The organism is Aquirufa sp. ROCK-SH2, from assembly GCF_054558315.1.
In genome coordinates, this window is the sequence record NZ_JBPXKB010000003.1 from 384,274 (window position 1) to 406,191 (window position 21,918).

12 protein-coding genes are annotated in these 21,918 nt (G+C 35.9%); 9 read left to right on the plus strand and 3 right to left on the minus strand.

Annotation, left to right across the window (positions count from 1 at the left end; genetic code table 11):
- Positions 1-39: 39 nt before the first annotated feature.
- Positions 40-1,011 carry a GSCFA domain-containing protein gene (locus V7S79_RS08795; RefSeq protein WP_459490209.1) on the minus strand — a complete coding sequence of 324 codons (972 nt, stop codon included), beginning with the start codon at positions 1,009-1,011 and terminating at the stop codon, positions 40-42.
- A gap of 182 nt (positions 1,012-1,193) precedes the next feature.
- Here V7S79_RS08795 and V7S79_RS08800 point away from each other — a divergent pair, with 182 nt between their 5' ends.
- Positions 1,194-3,839: an MGH1-like glycoside hydrolase domain-containing protein gene (locus tag V7S79_RS08800; RefSeq protein ID WP_459490210.1), complete on the plus strand. Its 2,646-nt coding sequence runs from the start codon at positions 1,194-1,196 to the stop codon at positions 3,837-3,839.
- Entirely contained in the window at positions 3,836-4,297 is a 462-nt protein-coding gene (locus tag V7S79_RS08805; protein WP_459490211.1) for a RidA family protein, read from the plus strand. The genes V7S79_RS08800 and V7S79_RS08805 overlap by 4 nt, the downstream gene beginning before the upstream one ends.
- A gap of 79 nt (positions 4,298-4,376) precedes the next feature.
- Here V7S79_RS08805 and nadA read toward each other — a convergent pair whose 3' ends face one another.
- Positions 4,377-5,366 carry a quinolinate synthase NadA gene (nadA, locus tag V7S79_RS08810; RefSeq protein WP_459490212.1) on the minus strand — a complete coding sequence of 330 codons (990 nt, stop codon included), beginning with the start codon at positions 5,364-5,366 and terminating at the stop codon, positions 4,377-4,379.
- Complete coding sequence (nadC, locus tag V7S79_RS08815) at positions 5,363-6,223, minus strand: carboxylating nicotinate-nucleotide diphosphorylase (protein WP_459490213.1); 861 nt, start codon at positions 6,221-6,223, stop codon at positions 5,363-5,365. The genes nadA and nadC overlap by 4 nt, the downstream gene beginning before the upstream one ends.
- Positions 6,224-6,350: 127 nt before the next feature.
- Here nadC and V7S79_RS08820 point away from each other — a divergent pair, with 127 nt between their 5' ends.
- From V7S79_RS08820 to V7S79_RS08850, 7 genes are all read left to right on the plus strand, one after another.
- The gene (locus tag V7S79_RS08820; RefSeq protein ID WP_459490214.1) at positions 6,351-7,667 is read left to right on the plus strand and encodes a GntT/GntP/DsdX family permease; all 1,317 of its coding nucleotides are present in this window, start codon (positions 6,351-6,353) and stop codon (positions 7,665-7,667) included.
- A gap of 168 nt (positions 7,668-7,835) precedes the next feature.
- Positions 7,836-11,087 carry a SusC/RagA family TonB-linked outer membrane protein gene (locus tag V7S79_RS08825; protein ID WP_459490215.1) on the plus strand — a complete coding sequence of 1,084 codons (3,252 nt, stop codon included), beginning with the start codon at positions 7,836-7,838 and terminating at the stop codon, positions 11,085-11,087.
- 29 nt (positions 11,088-11,116) lie between these two features.
- Positions 11,117-12,556 carry a SusD/RagB family nutrient-binding outer membrane lipoprotein gene (locus V7S79_RS08830; RefSeq protein ID WP_459490216.1) on the plus strand — a complete coding sequence of 480 codons (1,440 nt, stop codon included), beginning with the start codon at positions 11,117-11,119 and terminating at the stop codon, positions 12,554-12,556.
- Positions 12,557-12,593: 37 nt separating this feature from the next.
- Positions 12,594-13,592 (plus strand): DUF1735 domain-containing protein, encoded by a 999-nt coding sequence (locus V7S79_RS08835; protein WP_459490217.1) that lies wholly within the window; start codon positions 12,594-12,596, stop codon positions 13,590-13,592.
- A gap of 365 nt (positions 13,593-13,957) precedes the next feature.
- The gene (locus V7S79_RS08840) at positions 13,958-17,164 is read left to right on the plus strand and encodes a SusC/RagA family TonB-linked outer membrane protein (RefSeq protein WP_459490218.1); all 3,207 of its coding nucleotides are present in this window, start codon (positions 13,958-13,960) and stop codon (positions 17,162-17,164) included.
- Positions 17,165-17,184: 20 nt separating this feature from the next.
- Positions 17,185-18,615, plus strand: a complete 1,431-nt coding sequence (locus tag V7S79_RS08845; protein WP_459490219.1) for a SusD/RagB family nutrient-binding outer membrane lipoprotein — start codon at positions 17,185-17,187, stop codon at positions 18,613-18,615.
- Positions 18,616-18,765: 150 nt separating this feature from the next.
- Positions 18,766-21,918: a SusC/RagA family TonB-linked outer membrane protein gene (locus tag V7S79_RS08850; protein WP_459490220.1), complete on the plus strand. Its 3,153-nt coding sequence runs from the start codon at positions 18,766-18,768 to the stop codon at positions 21,916-21,918.

Below are 21,918 nucleotides of genomic sequence, written 5' to 3' on the forward strand. Positions count from 1 at the left end.
TCAAATATACGGTATTTTGAAATTCTTTTTCCATTCCAATTAACTAATCGGTAAAATTCTCGACTTTATGATTTCTTCTGTTTTTTCAATCGTTAAATGGGAATATTTTGTCTTGATTTCATCTAATATCTTTTCAAGTAGCGCGTTTTGAATCGATTGTTTTTCGGGATGTGGTCTGTGATGAATGCTGGATAAATAATTATTCCAAATTTTATCAATGTTCAAAAGTTCTTCGTTGAAATAAGTGGCGATAAATCGCTCCCAAATTATGTGAATGGCTGTTTCATTCGGATGAATCAAATCAGGACCATAATACCGATAATCTCTTAATTCATCCATCATGATTTCATAGGCAGGGAAATAATGGACAAAGTTTAATTCTCGGCAAATTTCATCAGCCGCAAGGCGCAAAGTTGATTTAGAAATCGAATTTTCCATCATTCCGTCTTTGGTATGTCGAACAGGTGAAACAGTTAAAATGATATTTAATTGAGGATTTAGTTTTTTTAATTTCTCGAAAAAGGAAAGATTTTCATTTTTGAGGTCTTGTACACTGCTTAATTTTTTTTCGAATAGAGAATTGGCTTGTTTGTGGCAATTGGCTATTGGTCTTTGTAGATTTTTGTCAAAATAGTAAAAAGCAGTTCCCCAGGTAATAATCATCCAATTGGCTTTTTGAATAAAAGATGAGGTCGATGCTTGAATTTCCTGCAATTCATTTTCCAATTTTTCTGCCGATGATGAAGTAAATTGTGAATGAAAATTTGGATGAACAAAAAAACCATTTTGATTGATTAATTCTTCTTTTTTGAGAGTCGTTGTTTCTAAACTTCTTTGAATTGAATTAGGATGAAATAAAGTTCCATAAGGTTGATTTAAGATGTTTATAGGTAATTTTTCCAGGAGGTTACCTATGTTTTCTGAAAAACAAGAACCTATACTTAAAATAGCATCAGAATGATTTATTTTAGTTGGTGATTCTGGAATGGGAATGGAAGTCATCAACTTCATGCTTTTTTTTCTGCAATTTACAATAATTTAGAATTTGAAATTGAAGGATTTCAATTCTAAATTATACATTCTTAATTTTTAATTCTTTATTAACCATTTTGCATGCTTACTATTATTAGTTTTGTCTGAAATCAATATATTTGAAGTTTACAAACTAGAATGCATTCATATAAAATTGAAATATGTCAGAAATTGGAGCTGAGCGTGCGCGATTAAAAACGAGAGACGATAATAAAGGTTGGAAGAAATGGGGACCTTATTTGACTGAACGTCAGTGGGGAACTGTTCGTGAAGATTATTCCGAAAGTGGTTATGCCTGGGGATCTGTTACTCATGATATGGCAAGATCAAAGGCTTATCGTTGGGGAGAAGAAGGAATCGGGGGAATTTCTGATAATAAACAACATGTGTGCTTTGCGTTTTCTTTTTGGAATCATCGTGATCATATTTTAAAAGAACGTTTTTTTGGATTAACACCAGCGGAATCCAACCATGGCGAAGATGTAAAAGAACTCTATTATTACCAAGATTCAACGCCAACACATTCCTACCAAAGGATGTTGTATAAATATCCTCATCAAACCTTTCCTTACCAAAAACTGATTGATGAAAGTCAAAAAAGGAGTCGATTAGAGCCAGAATACGAGTTGATGGATACGGGCATTTTCGATAAAGACGAATATTTTGATATCGTGATGGAATATGCCAAAGCCGATGAACAAGATATTTTGATTAAAGTGACTGTTCATAATAAATCGAAAGTTGCTGCGCCAATTACTGTTTTACCTACGATTTGGTACAGAAATACTTGGTGTTGGGGCTATGAGAATTATCAATACAAACCCATTTTAACGGGAGTTGGACATTCATTTATTGAAGTAGATCATCGTGTGGTTGGGCGTTTTAAATTGTATGCTGAAAATGCAGAGGAATTTTTGTTTTGTGACAATGAGACCAACAATGAACGTTTGTATCATTCTTCTAACCCAAGCCATTTTACTAAAGATGGTATCAATGAATATGTCGTTAATAAGAAAAAGGGTGCTGTTAATCCCAATCATATCGGTACAAAAGCATCTGTTAAATATTCAGATAAAATTCCAGCTGGAGGTAAAAAAGAATATCGTTTACGTTTTTCTGCTCAAACGCTTCGTCAACCTTTTGAAGATTTTGATCAAATATTTGAACAAAGAATCAAAGAGGCCGATGAGTTTTATGATGAATTACATGGCGATTTAAAAGAGGAAAGTTTGAAGAAAATTCAACGTGAATCTTACGCTGGAATGCTTTGGACCAAACAATGGTATTATTACAATGTTTTTGAGTGGATCAAAGGAGATCCTGCCATGCCTAAACCACATGCTAGTCGAAAAGCAGGTAGAAATAGCACATGGAGGCACATGTACGCTGCTAATATTTTATCGATGCCAGATAAATGGGAGTATCCTTGGTTTGCAGCTTGGGACCTCGCTTTTCATACCATTCCTTTGGCGCGCCTGGATCCAGATTTTGCCAAAAGACAATTGGCCGTAATTCTGCGTGAATATTACATGCATCCGAATGGCCAAATTCCAGCTTATGAATGGTCGTTTTCCGATGTGAATCCTCCTGTTCATGCATGGGCTACATGGAAGGTGTATGAGATCGACAAACAAATGAATAATGGAGTTGGAGATCTCACTTTTTTAGAGCGTATTTTCCATAAATTATTGTTGAATTTTACTTGGTGGGTTAATTTAAAAGACGAAGGGGGGAACAATATTTTTGGGGGTGGTTTCTTGGGGATGGATAATATTGGGGTATTCGATCGTTCTGCTACTTTACCAACTGGAGGTCACTTAGAACAGGCAGATGGTACAGGTTGGATGGCCATGTATAGTTTAAATATGTTACGAATAGCTTGTGAGATATCATTGGAAAAACCCGTTTACCAAGATATGGCCTCTAAGTTTTTTGAGCATTTCTTGCATATTGCGGGAGCCATGCAAAACATGGGTGGAGAGAAGTTGAATCTATGGGACGAAGATGATCAGTTTTATTATGATATGTTGCACAAAGAAGATGGTAGCGCGATGTTGTTAAAAGTGCGTTCAATGGTAGGCCTAATTCCCTTGTTTGCCGTAGAAGTTATTACACATGATTTGTTGGACAAATTACCACAGTTTAAACGTCGAGTGGAATGGGTGTTGAATAATCGACCTGACTTGGCTAATCTTATTTCTCGCTGGTATGAACCAGGAAAAGGAGAAAGTAGATTACTGTCTATTTTACGTGGACATCGTATGAAAATGATCATGAAACGGATGTTTGATGAGACCGAATTTCTTTCTGATTTTGGAATTCGATCGATGTCTAAATTTCATAAAGAAAATCCATATAAATTTAGTTTTGATGGAGGAACCGTTCAGGTTGATTATACTCCAGCAGAATCTACGGGTGAAATGTTTGGAGGTAATTCCAATTGGAGAGGACCGATTTGGTTTCCAATGAATTATTTATTGATTGATTCCTTGAAGAAATTTTCTGACTATTATGGTTCGGATTATGAAGTGGAATATCCCACTAATTCAGGAAGTATGGTCAATATCAAAACTGCCGCAGAAGGAGTTTCCAAACGTCTAATTGATTTGTTTTTACCGAATAAAGACGGACAAATTCCTATGTACGGTGAATACGAAAAAATGCAAAAAGATCCTGAATTTCATGGCTCTAATTTGTTTTTCGAATATTTTGATGGAGATACTGGTAAAGGTTTAGGGGCGAATCACCAAACAGGTTGGACAGGATTAATTTCAGAAATAATACATCAATTACATCATAAAAAATGACACCAGAAGAAAGTTTTTCAAGTTTAGGGTTAGCATTGCCACCAGCCCCAAAACCTTTAGGCGTTTATAAGCCAGGTTTACAGCTGGTTAATTTATATTATGTTTCAGGGCATGGTCCGGTGCAATTAAATGGTGATTTAATCATTGGTCGTGTGGGAGAACATTTCGACATGGAAGCAGGTAAATTAGCTGCTCAGCAAGTGGGTTTAACGATTTTATCTACTTTAAAAGCTCAATTAGGAAGCCTTAATAGAGTAAAAAGAGTGGTTAAAATTTTAGGAATGGTGAATTGCACATCCGATTTTGAGCGTCACCCTTATGTCATTAATGGATGCAGTGAGCTTTTTGCAAAAATTTGGGGGGAAGAAATGGGCATTGGTGCTAGAAGCGCTGTCGGCATGGGCACATTACCAGATAATATTCCAGTGGAAATTGAGGTGATTTTTGAGTTACATTAATTAAAAGAGGAAAGAGAAAAGAGAAAAGAGAAAATACCTCTTACCTCTTACCTCTTACCTCTTACCTCTTACCTCTTACCTATTTCGCACTTATCTCTAACATCGCCTTCAAAGCCTTAAAAGCTGGTTTTCTGATTTCTTCCGAGATTTCAATTTCGGGTAATTCATAAAACAAAGCGTTGTATAATTTTTCCAAGGTGTTCATTTTCATATAAGGACACTCGCTGCAAGCGCATGAATTTTGTTCATTAGCTGGTGCAGGAATCAAGTGTTTATTAGGAACAGCTTGTTTCATTTTATGCAAAATACCAGCTTCTGTTGCTACAATGAAGGTCTTATTTGGCGATTTTTCGACAAATTGAAGTAGGGCAGTGGTAGATCCCACATAATCTGCTTCTTTTAATATGATTTCTTTGCATTCAGGATGTGCAATTAAAAGCGCATCAGGATAATCTGAGCGTAATTGCTTTAGTTTTTCCAAAGAAATGTCAATATGCACCATGCACGCACCTTCCCAGAGGATCATTTTTCTACCAGTTTTATGCTCTACATATCTACCTAAATTGGCATCAGGTGCAAAAATGATTTCTTTATCTGCTGGTATGGATTCTACAATTTGAACAGCATTCGAAGAAGTGCAAATGATATCTGTTAAAGCTTTGATTTCCGCAGAGCAATTGATGTAACTAACAACAACTGCATTGGGATGCTGTGCTTTTAAAGCAATAAATTCATCAGTCGGTACAGAATCAGCAAGCGAACATCCTGCATTGAAGTCGGGAACAACCACTTTTTTCGTTGGATTAAGAATTTTAGCTGTTTCTCCCATGAAATGAACACCACAAAAAACAATTAAATCAGCATCTGTTTTTTCTGCTGCCTGAGAAAGCCCCAAACTATCACCTACAAAATCTGCTAATTCTTGTAATTCCCCATCTACATAATAATGCGCAAGAATAACCGCATTTTTCTCTTTTTTCAATTGCTTGATGGCATCAATTAATGCTTGATCTTTTGGTGTTGAGCGAGAAATATAACCAACTTCTTTTGCTTCTTCTGCTAAATTCATTCGTATTTGGCTTTAAGGCTTAAATCTAAACTTTTTACTTGATGAGTTAATGCTCCAACGGAAATAAAATCAACTCCCGTTTCTGCAAATGCACGAAGAGTAGTTTCGTTGATCCCTCCAGAAGCCTCTGTGATAAATCGACCATTTATTTTCCGAATAGCATCTCTCAGGCGGGCTGGACTAAAATTATCCAACATAATTCGTTGAACTCCACCAATTTCTAAAACTTCTTCCAACTCTTTTTCATTTCTGACCTCTATTTCTATATCCAAATCGAGTTGGTTTTCTAGGTTGTATTTCTGAGCCTGTTGTAAGGCATTTTTGATACCCCCGGCAAAATCGACATGGTTATCTTTGATCAAAATCATGTCAAAAAGTGCATAACGGTGATTCGTAGCACCACCAATTTTACAAGCCCATTTTTCTGCTAAACGGAAATTGGGAGTTGTTTTTCTAGTATCTAACAATTTAGCTCTGGTTCCTTCTAATATATTGACAAGAGAATGAGTGTATGTCGCGATACCCGACATTCTTTGCATACAATTAAGTACAAGACGTTCAGCTTTTAAAATGGATTGAGCTTTGCCTTCTACTTCTAATACAATTTGGCCTGGTTCAATTCGCTGCCCATCAGGAATAAATGTCCGACAAATCATATCAGAATCCACTTCTTGAAAAATAGTCTTAGCTAATTCTACTCCAGCAATAATACCATGATCTTTCACCAACAATTGTGCTATCCCTCTTTTGTCAGGTGGGACAGTCGAGAGTGACGTAAAATCTCCTGGACCGACATCTTCTATTAAAGCAGCTTGTATGAAAGCTTTAATATGTTGAGGGGCTAAATATTGGTACATAAACTATTTTGAAAGATAGACGGCAAAAGTACGAAATTCCTTTTTACAAATTTACTTAAGTACTGTGAAGGTATTTATTTTCTCTAATTTTTTGTTTATTTGTGATAAGAACCTATTTAAATACATTATGGCTATTAGCATTGTAATTATTTGCATCATTTTATTAGTTTTTCTAATCACTTACTTAAAAGTAAATCCTTTCATCGCTTTTTTGATTATTAGTTTATCAGCTGGGATGCTTCTTGGGATTCCATTCATCGATTTAGCGAAATCCGTTCAAAAAGGAATAGGAGATACCTTAGGGTCCTTGGTAACCATCATTGTTTTAGGGGCAATGTTGGGTAAATTGGTTGCGGAGAGTGGTGCTGCCCAACAAATTTCTAGAACCTTAATCAATGTTTTTGGTCAAAAAAATATGGCTTGGGGATTGATGTTAACAGGTTTTATCATTGGAATACCTTTGTTTTACAATGTTGGGTTTGTCTTAATGATTCCTTTGATTTTTGCTTTGGTTCATCAATTTAAATTACATCCACTTGTGACGGGAATTCCCATGATGGCATCTTTGTCGGTGGCGCATGGATTCCTGCCGCCCCATCCTTCTCCAGCAGCATTGGTGAGTCAGTTTGGTGCAAATATGGGTACCACTTTAACATACGGTATCATTGTCGCGATTCCAGCGATTATTTTAGCAGGACCCATATTTTCTAAAACATTAAAAAATATGCCTATTCGTCCTTTGCGCGTTTTCAATACGGCTGAAAAGTCAGTGGAAGAATTGCCAAGCAAGGCTTTGAGTTTTATTACTGCTTTATTTCCTGTTTTTTTGTTGATTTTAACCACCGTTTTTGAGTTTTTAGTTGGTTCTAAATCGTCTCTTTCACCCATCGTGAAATTCATTGCTGATCCAGCTATTGTTATGTTGATTGCCATTATCATAGCTACCTATACACTTGGACTAAGGATGGGCAAAAAAATGGAAGAAATAATGAACGTATATACAGAATCGGTAAAAGAAGTTGGGATGGTTTTGTTAATTACAGCAGGAGCGGGAGCTTTGAAAGAAATTTTGTTAGTTTCAGGTGTCAGCAAAGAAATAGCGGGTTATTTATTGGAGTTGCCTTTCCCACCATTGGTCTTGGGTTGGATGACAGCCGGTATTATCCGCGTTTGCGTAGGCTCAGCGACAATTGCAGGTTTAACAGCTGCAGGGATGATTTTTCCTATCATTCAGGCGGGTGGAGTTGATCCGAATTTGATGGTTTTAAGCATTGGAGCAGGAAGTTTAATGTTTTCGCATGTGAATGATCCTGGTTTTTGGCTTTTCAAAGAATATTTTAATATCAGCGTGAAAGAGACCATGCGTTCTTGGTCCATCATGGAAACAATCGTGTCATTTGTAGGCTTATTGGGGGTTTTGGCTTTAAATGTCATTATTAATTAATTTAAAGTCAAATTAGAATTCTCCAAATTAATAAGGGCAAGAAGCGTATTCGGTGCAATATTCTTTGGGTAGAATCCTATTTTTTAAAATTTTTCTTTGTGATTTTTGAAAAAAAAATTAACTTGCCTCATAAAGTGTTTAAATATATCATTCATTAAACTAAAAAACATGAAAAAACTCTTACTAGTATGGGTACTAGTAGCGACCGCTTTCAGTTCGTTATTGGCCCAAAACAGGCAAGTGACCGGTAAGGTAACTTCCTCAGAGGACGGCATGCCGCTTCCTGGAGTAAACATTAGCGTGAAAGGTACTTCACGGGGTACTTCATCCGACGTTAATGGTACTTACAAAATTACCATCGCACCTGGTGCGTCTTTACAGTTTACTTTTGTGGGTCATAAATCACAAACAGTTGCTGTAGGAAATCAATCAGTAATCAATGTAGTGTTAGAGTCAGATGCTTCAGAATTAAATGAAGTAGTAGTAACGGGTGCTTATGGAACTAAGCGTACTGCAAGATCTTCTACGAACAATGATCAAGTTGTTGACCAAAAAGCTTTGAATACGATTCGTCAAACGAATTTAAACAATGCCTTAGCGGGTAAGGTTTCAGGTATTCAAGTTCGTTCACAATCAGCTGCTGCTTTAGGACGTTCTACTGAAGTTCGTTTACGTGGTGTATCTGGTTTTGGTTTGGGTAATGGTGCTCTTTATGTTGTAAATGGTACTATTCTTCCAAACGGTGATGATATCAACTTAGATGATGTTGAAAACGTAACCGTTTTACAAGGTGCTGCAGCTTCAGCTCAATTTGGCTCTCAAGGTGCTAATGGTGCAATCATCATTACATTGAAAGAGGCAACTGCGAATCAGCAAGGAATTGGAGTGACATTAAATACAGGTATTTTATTTGAAACACCTTATATTTTGCCAAATTACCAAAACTCTTATGCTGGTGGTGCGAATGCAGATTTGATGCAATACAAGTGGAAGGCTGGTCAGCCAGAAGATTGGAAAGCATTAGATGGTAAATATTACCATGATTATAGTGATGATGCTTCTTGGGGACCTAGAATGGTTGGACAAGAGTATATCCCTTGGTATGCTTGGTATGGTGGAAGCAAGTATTCTTTCAAGACAGCTCCATTAGTTGCTCAGCCAAACAATGCGCGTGATTTTTATCAAACAGGTGTAACTAAAAACAACAGTTTTACAATTAATTCTGCAACAGATAAATTGAAATTCAAATTGACTTATGGAAATCAATTAATCGATGGTTTATTAGCTAATACTTCATTGAATAAAAATACCTTGAACGTATTAACTTCTTATAATTTGAACAAGCATTTATCTATTAGTGCGGACATCAATTATATTAGTCAAGTTCAAAAAGGAGAAATTGATGATGGTTATTCTAACCAATCTTCTGGAGCATTTAACCAATGGTTTCATAGAGATTTGGATATGAATATCATGAAAGAGTTGAAAGATTTAAGAACTCCAGATGGTATTTATGCTTCTTGGAATCACGCAAATCCAGATGCTTATGACGCATCTAATCCAAGAAACTTTTATGCAGGTAACTACTGGTATAACTTTTTCTCTTGGTTTGATTTAGTTAATCAAACAAATTCTAGAAATCGTTTATTTGGTAATGTGGCTTTCACATACAAAGTAAATGACGATTTGAAAATTACAGCTACTTATAGAAAGCAGCAAAATAATGGTATGTCTGATTATCGTTATAGCTCTCGCTTAAACGAGTCAGGTTTGCAAACAACAGGTAATTCACCTGAAGCAAAAGGATATTACTACACAGGACAAACTTACTCTGATCGTACTAATATGGAATTGTTTGCTAACTACAGCAAAAAAATCAAAGATTTCACGATTGATGCTAACGTTGGTACAGACTTTTTCGAGTGGAATTATGTAAGTAATTCAGCTAACACAAACAACGGTTTAAGTGTTTCTGATTTATTCACAGTAACGAACTCGGTGGATCCAGCTACTATCGGTAACGATCGTTTGACTGAGAAATACCGTGCTTTAATTGGAAAAGGTACATTTGGATATAAGAATATTTTATTTGCCGATGTAACTGTACGTAATGACTGGTATTCTACATTGCCGAAAAATGCTAACTCTGTGATGTCAAAATCTGCAGGTTTATCATTTGTATTCGGTGATTTGATTTCTAAAACATTGCCTTGGATTAGCTACGGTAAATTAAGAGGATCGTGGGGAGAAATTCCAAAAGCATTGGGAACAAGCAATGAGACATTCGGTGCATACCGTTTCCCAGGTTCTGCTTACAGTTTAGGACAATACAAGTGGGGAAGTAATTTCTTGATGTCTGCATCTAATACTTTAGTAGATCCTAATATTTCTGGTTCGGTAGTAACACAAGGTGAGGTTGGTTTAGACTTATCTTTCTTGAATGACCGTGTAGGATTCTCTGCTACTTATTGGGAAGGATCTGAAAAGAATTTCCCTTATGCATTAAGTGTAAACGGAGCAAGTGGTTATACCTCTTTATTGACAAACATTGGAGAGATTGCTAAGAAAGGTTTGGACATTCAATTGAATGGACGTCCGATTGTAACGAAAGATTTTTCTTGGAAAATTACAGGAACAATTTCTAAGTTAGTAGCAAATGATATCGTGTCATTATCTCCGAAGTATGGTATTACTCAAACTTCAAGTGTTCAAGGTGTTTGGGGTTCAACGATGCCATATTTGGTACATACAGAAGGAAAGCGTTGGGGACAATTATACGGAAATGGTATTAAGCGTATCAACGGACAACCTGTATTGGATGCAAGTGGATTTTATGTGAACGATCCTAAGGTATACTTTGGTAGTGTATTGCCAGATTATACAGGTGGTTTGCAAAACTCATTTACTTTCTTGAAAGACTTTACTTTGAATGTTAACATGGACTTCCAAATTGGTGGAAAGTTTGCGTCATTGTCTAACATGTGGGGATCATTCTCAGGTTTAACAGCTCAAACAGCAACTGTCAATGATAAAGGAAACCCAATCCGTGATGCAGTAGCAGATGGTGGTGGTATTCATACCAAAGGTGTAAATGAAAAAGGAGAGCCTGTTGATTTTTATGTTGAAGCACAGGATTACTTCCATAACCTTTACAACAACAAAACATTTGATCCATATATTTATGATTTGACATTCGTTAAAATTAGAGAGATTTCATTTGGATATAATTTGCCAGTTAAGAAATTAGGTATGAGCAAATATTTCCAAAACGTAAATGTTTCTTTGGTTGCTAGAAACCCAGTTTTAATTTATGCAACTACGAAAGATTTTGATCCTTCAGAGATTTCTGCTGTCAGCGGAGAAACAGGACAATGGCCTGGAACACGTGGATATGGTATCAATATCAAATTTGGATTTTAATTAATTTGAATTCATAAATTATAAAAGACATGAAAAAGAAAATAATATATATATTCGTTTCGCTACTATTTTTAGGGGTAGAGGGATGTACCAAATTGGATGATTTTGGTGATACCAACGTCAATCCAGCTGCCACATCTGATCCTATTTTGTCGGCTTTAATGGCCAATGTACAATCAGGTTTAGGTGGTTATGCGGCTTCAGTGAGACCAGGTTTATACGGTCAATATTTCTCAGAAACTCAATATACAGATGCATCATTATACAGCTTACCTCAAATTGAGTTTGTTGGAGAATATGCAGGTCCATTGCAAGATTTGCAAGTGATCATTGATAAGAATGAGAGCAATAACATGACTCAAGTTGCTAAGATTTTGCAACAATATATCTTCTGGACAATTACCGATAGATGGGGAGATGTTCCTTATTCTGAGGCATTACAAGGAGCAAAAAATGCCAATCCTAAATATGATCGTCAAGAGGATATTTACAAAGGAATGATTGCTGCTTTGACAAAAGCTGCTGCATCGTTTGATGCTTCGGCAATCAAAGGTGATTTGATTTATGCAGGTGATGTAGCTTCTTGGAAGCGTGCAGCTAACTCTATGAGAATGTTGATGTCATTGCAATTATCAAAGCGTTTTCCAGCAGCTGGTGGCTATGCAGCTTCAGAATTCTCAAAAGCATTATCTGATGCAGGTGGTTACATTCAATCCAATGCTCAGAACATGGTGTTGAATTTCCCTGGTGGAAATTACAAGAGTTCTTGGTTCGCTTTATACAATGGTCGTAAAGATTATGGTGAAAGCAAGCCTATGACAGACTTAATGGCTTCTTTAGGAGATAGTCGTCAGAAAGCATTTGGAGGTGCAACACAAGATCAAACTGCTGCTAATGCATCAGAAACCTCTGCAGTAGGAGTTCCTTATGGATTAGTTCGTGCAAAAGTTGAAGCATTTACGTCAGCTAATACGAACTGGGCACGTATTTTACGTGGTGATTTCAGAAAAGAAAATGGTAGTGTTATGATCATTTCAGCAGGTCAAATTGCATTGGCTAGAGCTGAGGCAGCGAATTATGGCTGGACAAATGAAACATTGGCAACCGTATATTCTACAGGTATTGCATTATCTCATGAGCAATGGGGAATTACTTTACCGGGCGATTATTTGAGTCAGGCAACTGTAGCTTTAGAATCTGCAGGTGCTGCTGGTAATTTAAAGAAAATTGCTATTCAAAGATACATAGCGCATTATCCAGATGGTATGCAGGCTTGGAATATTTGGAGAAAGACAGGATATCCTGAATTAACTCCTGCGCCTGATGCGACCAATGCTTCTAAGCAAATTCCAAGAAGATATACCTATGGTTCTGGTGAATTTACTTCGAACAAAGCGAATGTAGAAGCAGCGGTTAGTGCACTTTCAGGTGGAGATACACAAGATTCTAAAGTTTGGTGGAATAATTAATATTTCCCCATTTTAAAATTTTTAAAATATTTATAATATGAAAAAGATCAAATTATTCCTTTCATTAATGTTCCTAGCGACGTTTTTGATGCAGTCATGTATCAAAGACGAAGTTACTCCATTAGGTGATGCAGGTTCTCCCTTGTTGAAATTTCAAGATGGTCCTGATCAATCTTTATTTTATTTGCCGTTTTTAGACACAAAGCAAATTAGTTTATTTGATTTGCGTCGTGATCCGAATTCAAATGCTGAATTAAAGGCAACTAGAACGATTACGATTCAGGAAGCTCCTGAATTAATTGCCAAATACAATACAGACAATGAAACGGATTATGAAGTGTTACCTTCAGATATTTACACATTGGCAGCAAATCCAAGTATCGTTAAAAATGGTACAAAATATACGATTACTTTTGGTTCAGGTGATTTTGCTAAAAACTTCGTTATCAATTTGAATGGAGCGAAGTGGGATTTATCTAAAAAGTTTGCGATGGCATTTAAAGTAGTAGATGCAGGCGGTACTTTATTATCAAAGGACAAGCCTACCATTATTACTAAAATCTCCATCAAAAATAAATATGATGGAACTTATGTGGTTACTGGCACAATGGAAGATATTGTTAATCCAACTTTAACACACGCAACGGATAATTTAAAGACGCAAGGTGCAGATTTAGAATTAACCTTGAAGACCGTTTCTGCAACCAAATGTGCAGTTTATGATCCAACTGTTTGGGCTGATTATTTTATTCCTATTTCAACTGGAGGTGGTACAGGCTTATCGGGTTACGGTTCATTTGCTCCTGTTTTTGAATTTGATTTAGCAACAGATAAGGTAATTGGTGTAACTAATTATTATGGTACTCCTGCTAATACAAGAGCTGCTCGATTGGACCCAACTGGAAAGGTAAATGCTTATGATGCAAGTAAAAGAATGTTGACAATTAAGTATAATATGACTCAACGTTCTTTGGTTCCAGCTGCTCCCCATGTTCGTACTACCTGGGATGAGGTTTGGAAGTTCTCTCATGAGTAAATTATCTTTATTTAATTTATTCATTTTTTATCAAAGAGCTCACAATATTTATTGTGGGCTCTTTTTTTGTTTACATGATTGATAATTGTCAATTCTATTTACAGAAAAAAATAGTATTTTTTTAATATTTTTAAGCTTGTTAAATTGTATTATTTTGCTAAATTGGTTTTCATTTTCTTTTTCACAAATAATGTTTTTTTTCTTTTTATTTGTTATTTGAGTCTTTTGACGTATTTTTTTTGTCGTGTATTTTTTAATTAATGTAGGTTTAATGGTTTTTTTTCGGTGATTTTTAAGGGTTAATCATAATTGGACTTTTTTAGTAGATTTAAGATTCAATTATTTTTTAATCTTTATTTATCAACATGAAAAAAATCTTACTAGTAATGTTGTTGATGACGACAGTTTTTAGTTCGTTATTGGCACAAAGTAGATTGGTAACTGGAAAAGTTACAACTGCTGAAGATGGATCCGCGCTACCAGGTGTCGGAGTATCTATTAAAGGGACTTCTAAAGGTGTTGCTACATCTGCAGATGGAACTTTTAAAATTAATGCCTCAGATGCGACTGTTTTGCAGTTTAGTTTTGTAGGCTATCAAACTCAATCAGTTACCGTAGGTAAGCAAAACACTATTAATGTGGTATTAGCTCCTTTAGCTTCTGAATTAAATGAAGTAGTGGTAACTGCCTTAGGTTTGACTCGTACAAAAAACTCTTTACCTTATGCTGCACAGCAGGTTAAAGGAGATGAGTTAACGCGTGTTAGAAATGGTAATGCATTTTCCGCACTTTCTGGTAAAGTGGCAGGTTTGAGCATTATTCAAGGTAACTCAATTGGTGGATCTACGAACGTAGTAATTCGTGGTAACAAATCATTGACAGGTAATAACCAAGCTTTATTTGTTGTGGATGGAGTGCCAGTGGATAACACTAACAAAAATTCAAGCACACAACAACGCGGAGGTGGCGGTTATGATTACGGTAATGCTGCTGCGGATATTAACCCAGACGATATTGAGTCAATGACCGTTTTGAAAGGAGCTGCTGCAACTGCACTTTATGGTTCTCGTGCTTCGAATGGTGTAATTATGATTACTTCTAAAAAAGCAAAGAAAGGTTTAGGTTTAACAGTTAATGCTGGTTTAACAGTTGGAACAATTGATAAAACAACTTTCCCAACTTACCAAAATCAATATGGTGCAGGTTATTCTGATCCATACCAAAAAGATGGTTTCTTGTATTTTGATGCAAATGGTGATGGTACGAAAGATTTAGTAGTTCCAACGGCTGAAGATTCATCTTATGGTACAAAATTTGATCCTAGCTTAATGGTTTATCATTGGGATTCATTTGATCCAGCTGGTCCAAATTATTTAAAAGCAAAACCATGGGTTGCTGCTCAAAATACTCCAGCTTCATTTTATGAGACTGCTATTTCAAATAACACTAACATCATGTTAGATGGTGCTACAGACAAAGGAACTTTCAAATTAGGTTATACTCGTAATGATGAAAGAGGTACTTTGCCAAATAGTAATATCACCAAGAATATCATGAACTTAAGTGGTACTTATGCTATTTCTAATAAATTAACTGCTTCTGCAACAGCTAACTTTTCAGTTGTTGATGGAAAAGGTCGTTATGGAACTGGTTACAGTGGCTTGAACGTTAACCAAAACTTCCGTCAGTGGTATCAAACAAACGTTGATTTACAAGAGCAAAAAGATGCTTATTTTAGAAATCAGAAAAACGTAACTTGGAACTGGTCAGATCCTTCAACTGCTGCAGGTTTAAAACCAATTTATACAGATAACTACTATTGGACACGTTACCAAAATTATGAGAACGATACTCGTACTCGTATTTTCGGAAATGCCATGTTGAACTACAAAGCGGCTGATTATTTAAATTTCATGGGCCGTGTTACTTTGGATACTTACTCTGAATTTCAAGAAGAGCGTGTAGCTTATGGAAGTAAAGATGTTGCTGGATACACTAGATTTGATCGTTTCTTTAACGAAACTAACTATGATTTTTTAGCTAATTTCGATAAGAATATCTTAACTGATTTGAATTTAAAAGCATTAGCTGGTGTGAACTTACGTAAATCTTTAGTACGTTCAGTTTATTCTGCTACAAATGGTGGTTTAATTGTACCAGGTTTGTATTCAGTTGCTAATTCAAAAGGTACTGTTGCTGCTCCATCTGAGGCTTATGCTCCACGTGAAGTATTTGGTGTATTTGGTGGTATTACATTAACATACAAAGATTTTTTAACATTAGATGGAACTATTCGTCGTGATAAGTCTTCTACTTTACCAGTTGATAATAATGCTTATAACTACTATGCTGGTTCAGCAAGTTGGTTATTCTCTCACCATATTGAGGATTTACCTTGGTTAACTTCTGGTAAATTGAGAGTGAATTATGCAACTGTAGGTAATGATGCTCCTTGGGGTGCTATCAAAAACGTATATGATCAACCATCTCCATTTGGATCTAGTATTTTATTCTCAGTTCCAAGTACTCAAAATAACCCATTCTTAAAGCCTGAGCAAACTCAATCAAGAGAGATTGGTTTAGAAATGGCTTTCTTACAAAATCGTTTAGGTTTTGATTTTACTTATTATCAAACAAACACTTTAGACCAAATCATGCCAGCTTCAGTGTCTGCTGCAACAGGATTTACAAGTGCTTATGTTAATGCTGGTAATATCGAGAACAAAGGTTATGAATTGAGCTTATATGCTAATCCAATTAAGACAGCTAACTTCTCTTGGAATGTTAACTTGAATTGGACTAAAAATAACTCTTTAGTTTTAAGTTTATACAATGATAGTCAAAACTTACAATTGGCATCTTTCCAAGGTGGTGTAAGTGTTAATGCAACAGTTGGTCAACCTTATGGAATTATTCAAGGTAAGACTTGGAAATACGTAAATGGCCAAAAAGTTGTTAAGGCAAATGGTTATTATGATATGACAACAACTACTACAAACAATATTGGTAATGTAAATCCAGATTGGATTGGTGGTATTAACAACTCATTTAGATACAAGAACTTCACATTTAACTTCTTAGTAGATATGAAGAAAGGTGGAGATTTATTCTCTTTAGATATGTATTATGGAGCTGCAACAGGTGTATTAGCAGAATCAGTTTTCATCAATGATAAAGGAAATCCTTCTCGTAATACAATCGCTAATGGTGGTGGTTTCATCAATCCAGGCGTTTATGCTGATGGTACTCCTAATACAACTCGTATTGAGAATGATTGGGGTGCTTTAGGATACTATCGTAATCCAGCTGCTGCATTCGTTTATGATGCAAGCTATGTGAAGTTAAGAGAAGCTAATTTAACTTACTCATTACCTAGCTCAATCGTTAGAAAATTAGGTGGTGTTAAAGGAGTAGATGTTTCAGTATTTGGTAGAAACTTATGGATTATCTATAAAAATCTTCCATATGCAGATCCAGAGGAGAATTTGTCTTCAGGAAATGCTCAAGGTTACTCATCAGGAGCTTATCCAACGACAAGATCTATTGGATTTAACGTTAAATTATTGTTTTAATAAATCTTAATTATAGAAAGATGAAAAGTATTTTGAAAATTTTTGTACCGCTTTTGCTTTTGGCAACAGCTTGTACAGAAGATATATCTCAATTGAATATTGAAACAAAGAAACCAGCAGCTGTTCCAGCTCCAACTTTGTTTACCAATGCAGTTAGAACTTTAGCTGATCGTTTAGCAGCTACAAGTGTAAACACAAACGTGTTCCGTTTTACAGTTAGTCATTGGGCTATGGCTGTATATCAAGATGAAGCGAACTATGATTTCACTACTAGAGCGATTCCACAATCTTGGTGGACAAGTATGTATCGTGATGTGATTGCAGATTTAAGAGAATCTTCTAAAATTATCACAGCTGATGCTTCTATGTCTCCAACAGAAAAGGCAAACAAGTTAGCGATCATTGATATCATGGAAGTTTATACCTACAGTGTATTAGTTAATACATTTGGAGATGTTCCTTACAAAGAGGCTTTAAATCCATCTATTTTATTTCCAAAGTATGATGATGCAAAGACTATTTCTTTGGATTTAATTGCACGTTTGAATGCTGATATCACAAAATTAAACACAGCTGGATCTTCTTTTGCTGCTAGTGAAGATATTATGTACAAAGGATCACCTGCTAAATGGTTGAAATTTGCTCATTCTCTACGTATGCGTTTAGGTATGATCTTAGCTGATGCTGACGCTGCAACTGCAAAGTCAGCGGTAGAGGCTTCAGATGCAGGAGCAATTGCTTCTGCTTCAGATAATGGTCTTTTTGCCTATATGACAGCTTCTCCGAATCAAAATCCAATTTATGTTGATATCGTAACAGGTGGTCGTTCTGACTATATCGCTGCGAAAGATTTGATGGATAAATTGATCGGTTGGAATGATCCACGTAAAACGAAGTTCTTTAGTACTAACAATGCTGGTAATTATGCTGGAGGTATTGTAGGAGCGGCAAATACTTACGTAGATTTCTCTCGTGCTGGTGCAAAAGTTATTGATCCTGCTGATCCTTCTGTCTTGATCGATTATGCTGAAACTGAATTTTTGAGAGCAGAAGCAAAAGAAAGAGGTTACAATGTTACAGGAACTGCAGAGTCGCATTACAACAATGCAGTTAAAGCTTCTATCATTTATTGGGGTGGAACTTCTGCAGATGCAGATGCTTATTTAGCTCAACCAGAAGTTGCTTATTCGACTGCAGCAGGAGATTGGAAGCAAAAAATTGGTACTCAAAAATGGATTGCTTTATACAATAGACCATACGATGGTTGGACTGAATTACGTCGTTTAGATTATCCAAAAATTACTGCTCCTAAAGCAGCTAAATCTGGATTTCCAAACCGTTTTACTTATCCTGCTAACGAACAACAATTGAACGGAACAAATTACACTGCAGCTTCAACAGCTATAGGTGGTGATGTTGTTACTACTAAATTATTCTGGGATAAAAACTAGTTTTTATTCTATTTGAATTGAAAAAGGGCAACTATTTAGTTGCCCTTTTTTTTATGTTTATTTTTTTTTCAAAAAATCAAAACCATTTTCTTATTTCTTTGTTTTTTAGTCAATTGTGTTTAAACTAATTTATCATCAAACAAAAAAATTATGAAGAAAAAGTTACTATTCAGTATCTTCTTGAGCATTATGGCTATACTGCCAGCTTTTGCACAAGAAAGAGCCATTAGTGGTAAAGTCACCGGAGATGATGGTGATGCACTACCAGGAGTTAATGTTGTTGTTAAAGGTTCTTCTAGGGGAACAATTACAGATGCTAAGGGAAACTATAAGTTATCAGTTGCTCCTAATGCATTAGTGGTATATTCATCTGTTGGATATGCTTCTCAAGAAATTAGAGTGGGTAATCAATCTGTCATTAATGTAGTTTTGCGTTCCGAAACTTCTACGTTAGATGAAGTAATCGTTACAACCTTTGGAACAGCTAAAAAAGCGTCATTTACTGGTTCTTCTGCTAAAATTGGAGCTGAAAAATTGGCTGTTAGACCTATCACTAACGTGGGTCAAGCTTTGGAAGGTATCGCACCTGGTGTGACTACAACTTCTACGTCTGGACAACCTGGATCTTCTCCAGATGTACGTATTCGTGGTTTTGGTTCTATTTCATCTTCCAATTCTCCTTTATATGTAGTGGATGGTGTTCCATATTCTGCTAATATTGCGAATTTGAACAATGATGATATCGAGTCTATTACTGTATTGAAAGATGCGGCTTCCACTGCCTTATATGGTGCTCGTGCTGCAAATGGAGTTGTGATGGTAACAACCAAAAAAGGAGTTAAAGGGAAAAATTCGATTAATGTTAAATATACCAAAGGTTTTAACACTCGTGCATTACCTGAATATGACCGTGTTGGGGCTGCAGAATATTATCCATTGATGTGGGAAGCTAATAGAAACAACTTAGCTTATCGTACCGCCAGTCCATTATCGCTTTCTGCGGCAAATGCTGCTGCCTCTTCAGGTTTGGGAGCTATTGTTGGAACGGGCTATAATGTTTACAATGTTCCTTTCGCTGAATTAGTTGGTTTGGATGGTAAATTGAATCCCAATGCCAAAATGATTTACAATCCAGATGATTTAAATTGGGAAAAGGCTATCATGCGCCAAGGTGTTCGTGATGAAGTAAATGCAAATTTCTCTGGTTCAAATGGTAAATCTGATTATTTCCTTTCAGTTTCTTATTTGAACGATAAAGGTTACCAAATTAAATCTGACTTTGATCGCTTCACAGCTCGTTTAAATGTGAATAGTCAAATGAATGATTGGTTTAAAGTAGGTGCTAATATGAATACGACTGTTACTTCATCCAATCAGTCTACTGCAGATGGGGGAACTTCATTTGTCAATCCTTTCTTTTTTACAAGAGGTATGGCACCGATTTATCCAGTTTATGCTTATGATCCAGCTAGTCCAGGTTCTTTTTTAAAGTTGACTAATGGTAACAGAAGATATGATTACGGTAACTTAAGTTCTTTGGGTTTATCAAATCGTCCTCAATACGGTGGTCGCCATGTAGTAGCTGAAACAGAATTGAACGAAAACTTCTTCCGAAGAAACTTATTAGGAGGTCGTGCATTTGCTGAAATTTCTTTTTTGAAAGACTTTAAATTTAGTAACAACGTTGGTGTGGATATTACTAATACCAATTCAATCGTATTTGGAAATCCAGAAATTGGTGATGGTGCTCCAGCAGGACGTGCTCAAAATACATTTGAAAATATTACCAATTATAACCTTTCTCAATTGTTGACTTATAATCACTCATTCGGAAAGCATAATGTCGATGCATTAGTGGGTCACGAAAATTACAATTTGGTAAGTAACATTTTGGATGGATCTCGTTCACAACAAATATTAGACGGTAATTTCGAATTGATCAACTTTACCACTACAACTAGTTTGACATCTCAATATGATACACGTAGAGTGGAAGGATTTTTCTCTCGTTTGAATTATGATTTTGATTCAAAATACTTTGTGTCGTTTTCGGCTCGTCGTGATGGTTCTTCTAAGTTCTATCAAGATAAGCGTTGGGGAACTTTTTATTCTGCTTCTGCTGCTTGGCGTTTAGATCAGGAAGACTTTATCAAAGAATTAACATTTATTGATAATTTGAAATTAAGGACTTCTTATGGTCAAACTGGAAATGATGGTGGAATTAGTAATTATGCTTGGCAGCCGCTTTATGCCTTAGGTTGGAATAACGCTTTAGAACCGGGTATTTTACAATCATCTTTGGGAAGTAAATCCTTAGAATGGGAAACGAACACTTCTTATGATGTTGCTTTAGAATTCGGAATTCTTAAAAATCGAATTTCAGGTACTATTGAATATTTTGATCGTCAATCTACTAATTTGATTTTTGCTGTACCTCTACCATTATCGGTTGGTATTGCAACTGAAACTAGAAACATTGGATCTATGTACAATAGAGGTATTGAATTACAATTAAGTGGAGATATTGTTCGTACCAAAGATTTAGTTTGGAGTTTAGATTTGAATGCTACTAACTTCCAAAATAAGATTACCAAAATGCCAAATGAAAGTAAGGAAATCATTGATGGTACTAAAAAGTTGAAGGAAGGTAGTTCTCTATATGATTACTGGTTGAGAGAATACAAGGGTGTTAATCCTGAAACAGGAGTTGCGGAATATCGTGCAGTAAGTTATGTGCCTTCCAATTCTCGTATAACAGCAAATGGTGATACGTTAACTAATAATATTGCGAATGCTAGATATTGGTACAATGGAACTTCTATTCCAGACTTATCAGGTTCTGTTAATACTTCATTGAAATACAAAGGCTTTACTTTATCTGCCTTAATGGTATATCAATTGGGTGGAAAAATTTATGATGCTGCTTATGCAAGTTTAATGAGTTCCGGATACCATAATGCAAAACACGTGGATATTATGAATCGCTGGGTGAATCCAGGGGATATTACAAATGTTCCTCGTATGGATAACGCTCGTACAGCAGATTTTGATGCAGCTTCTGACCGTTGGTTGATCGATGGTAGTTACATGAATGTTCGTTCTGTGACTTTGTCATATCGTTTGCCAAAATCAATTTTATCTAAATTTAAAATTGATAATGCGCAAGTTTATGTTAGTGGGGAAAACTTCATTATGTTGTCTCGTCGCAGTGGTATGAACGTGCAACAAAACTTTGGTGGTACAACAAGTAACGTTTACAGTCCTGCCAAGTCCCTAGTTTTAGGTCTATCATTCTCTTTATAA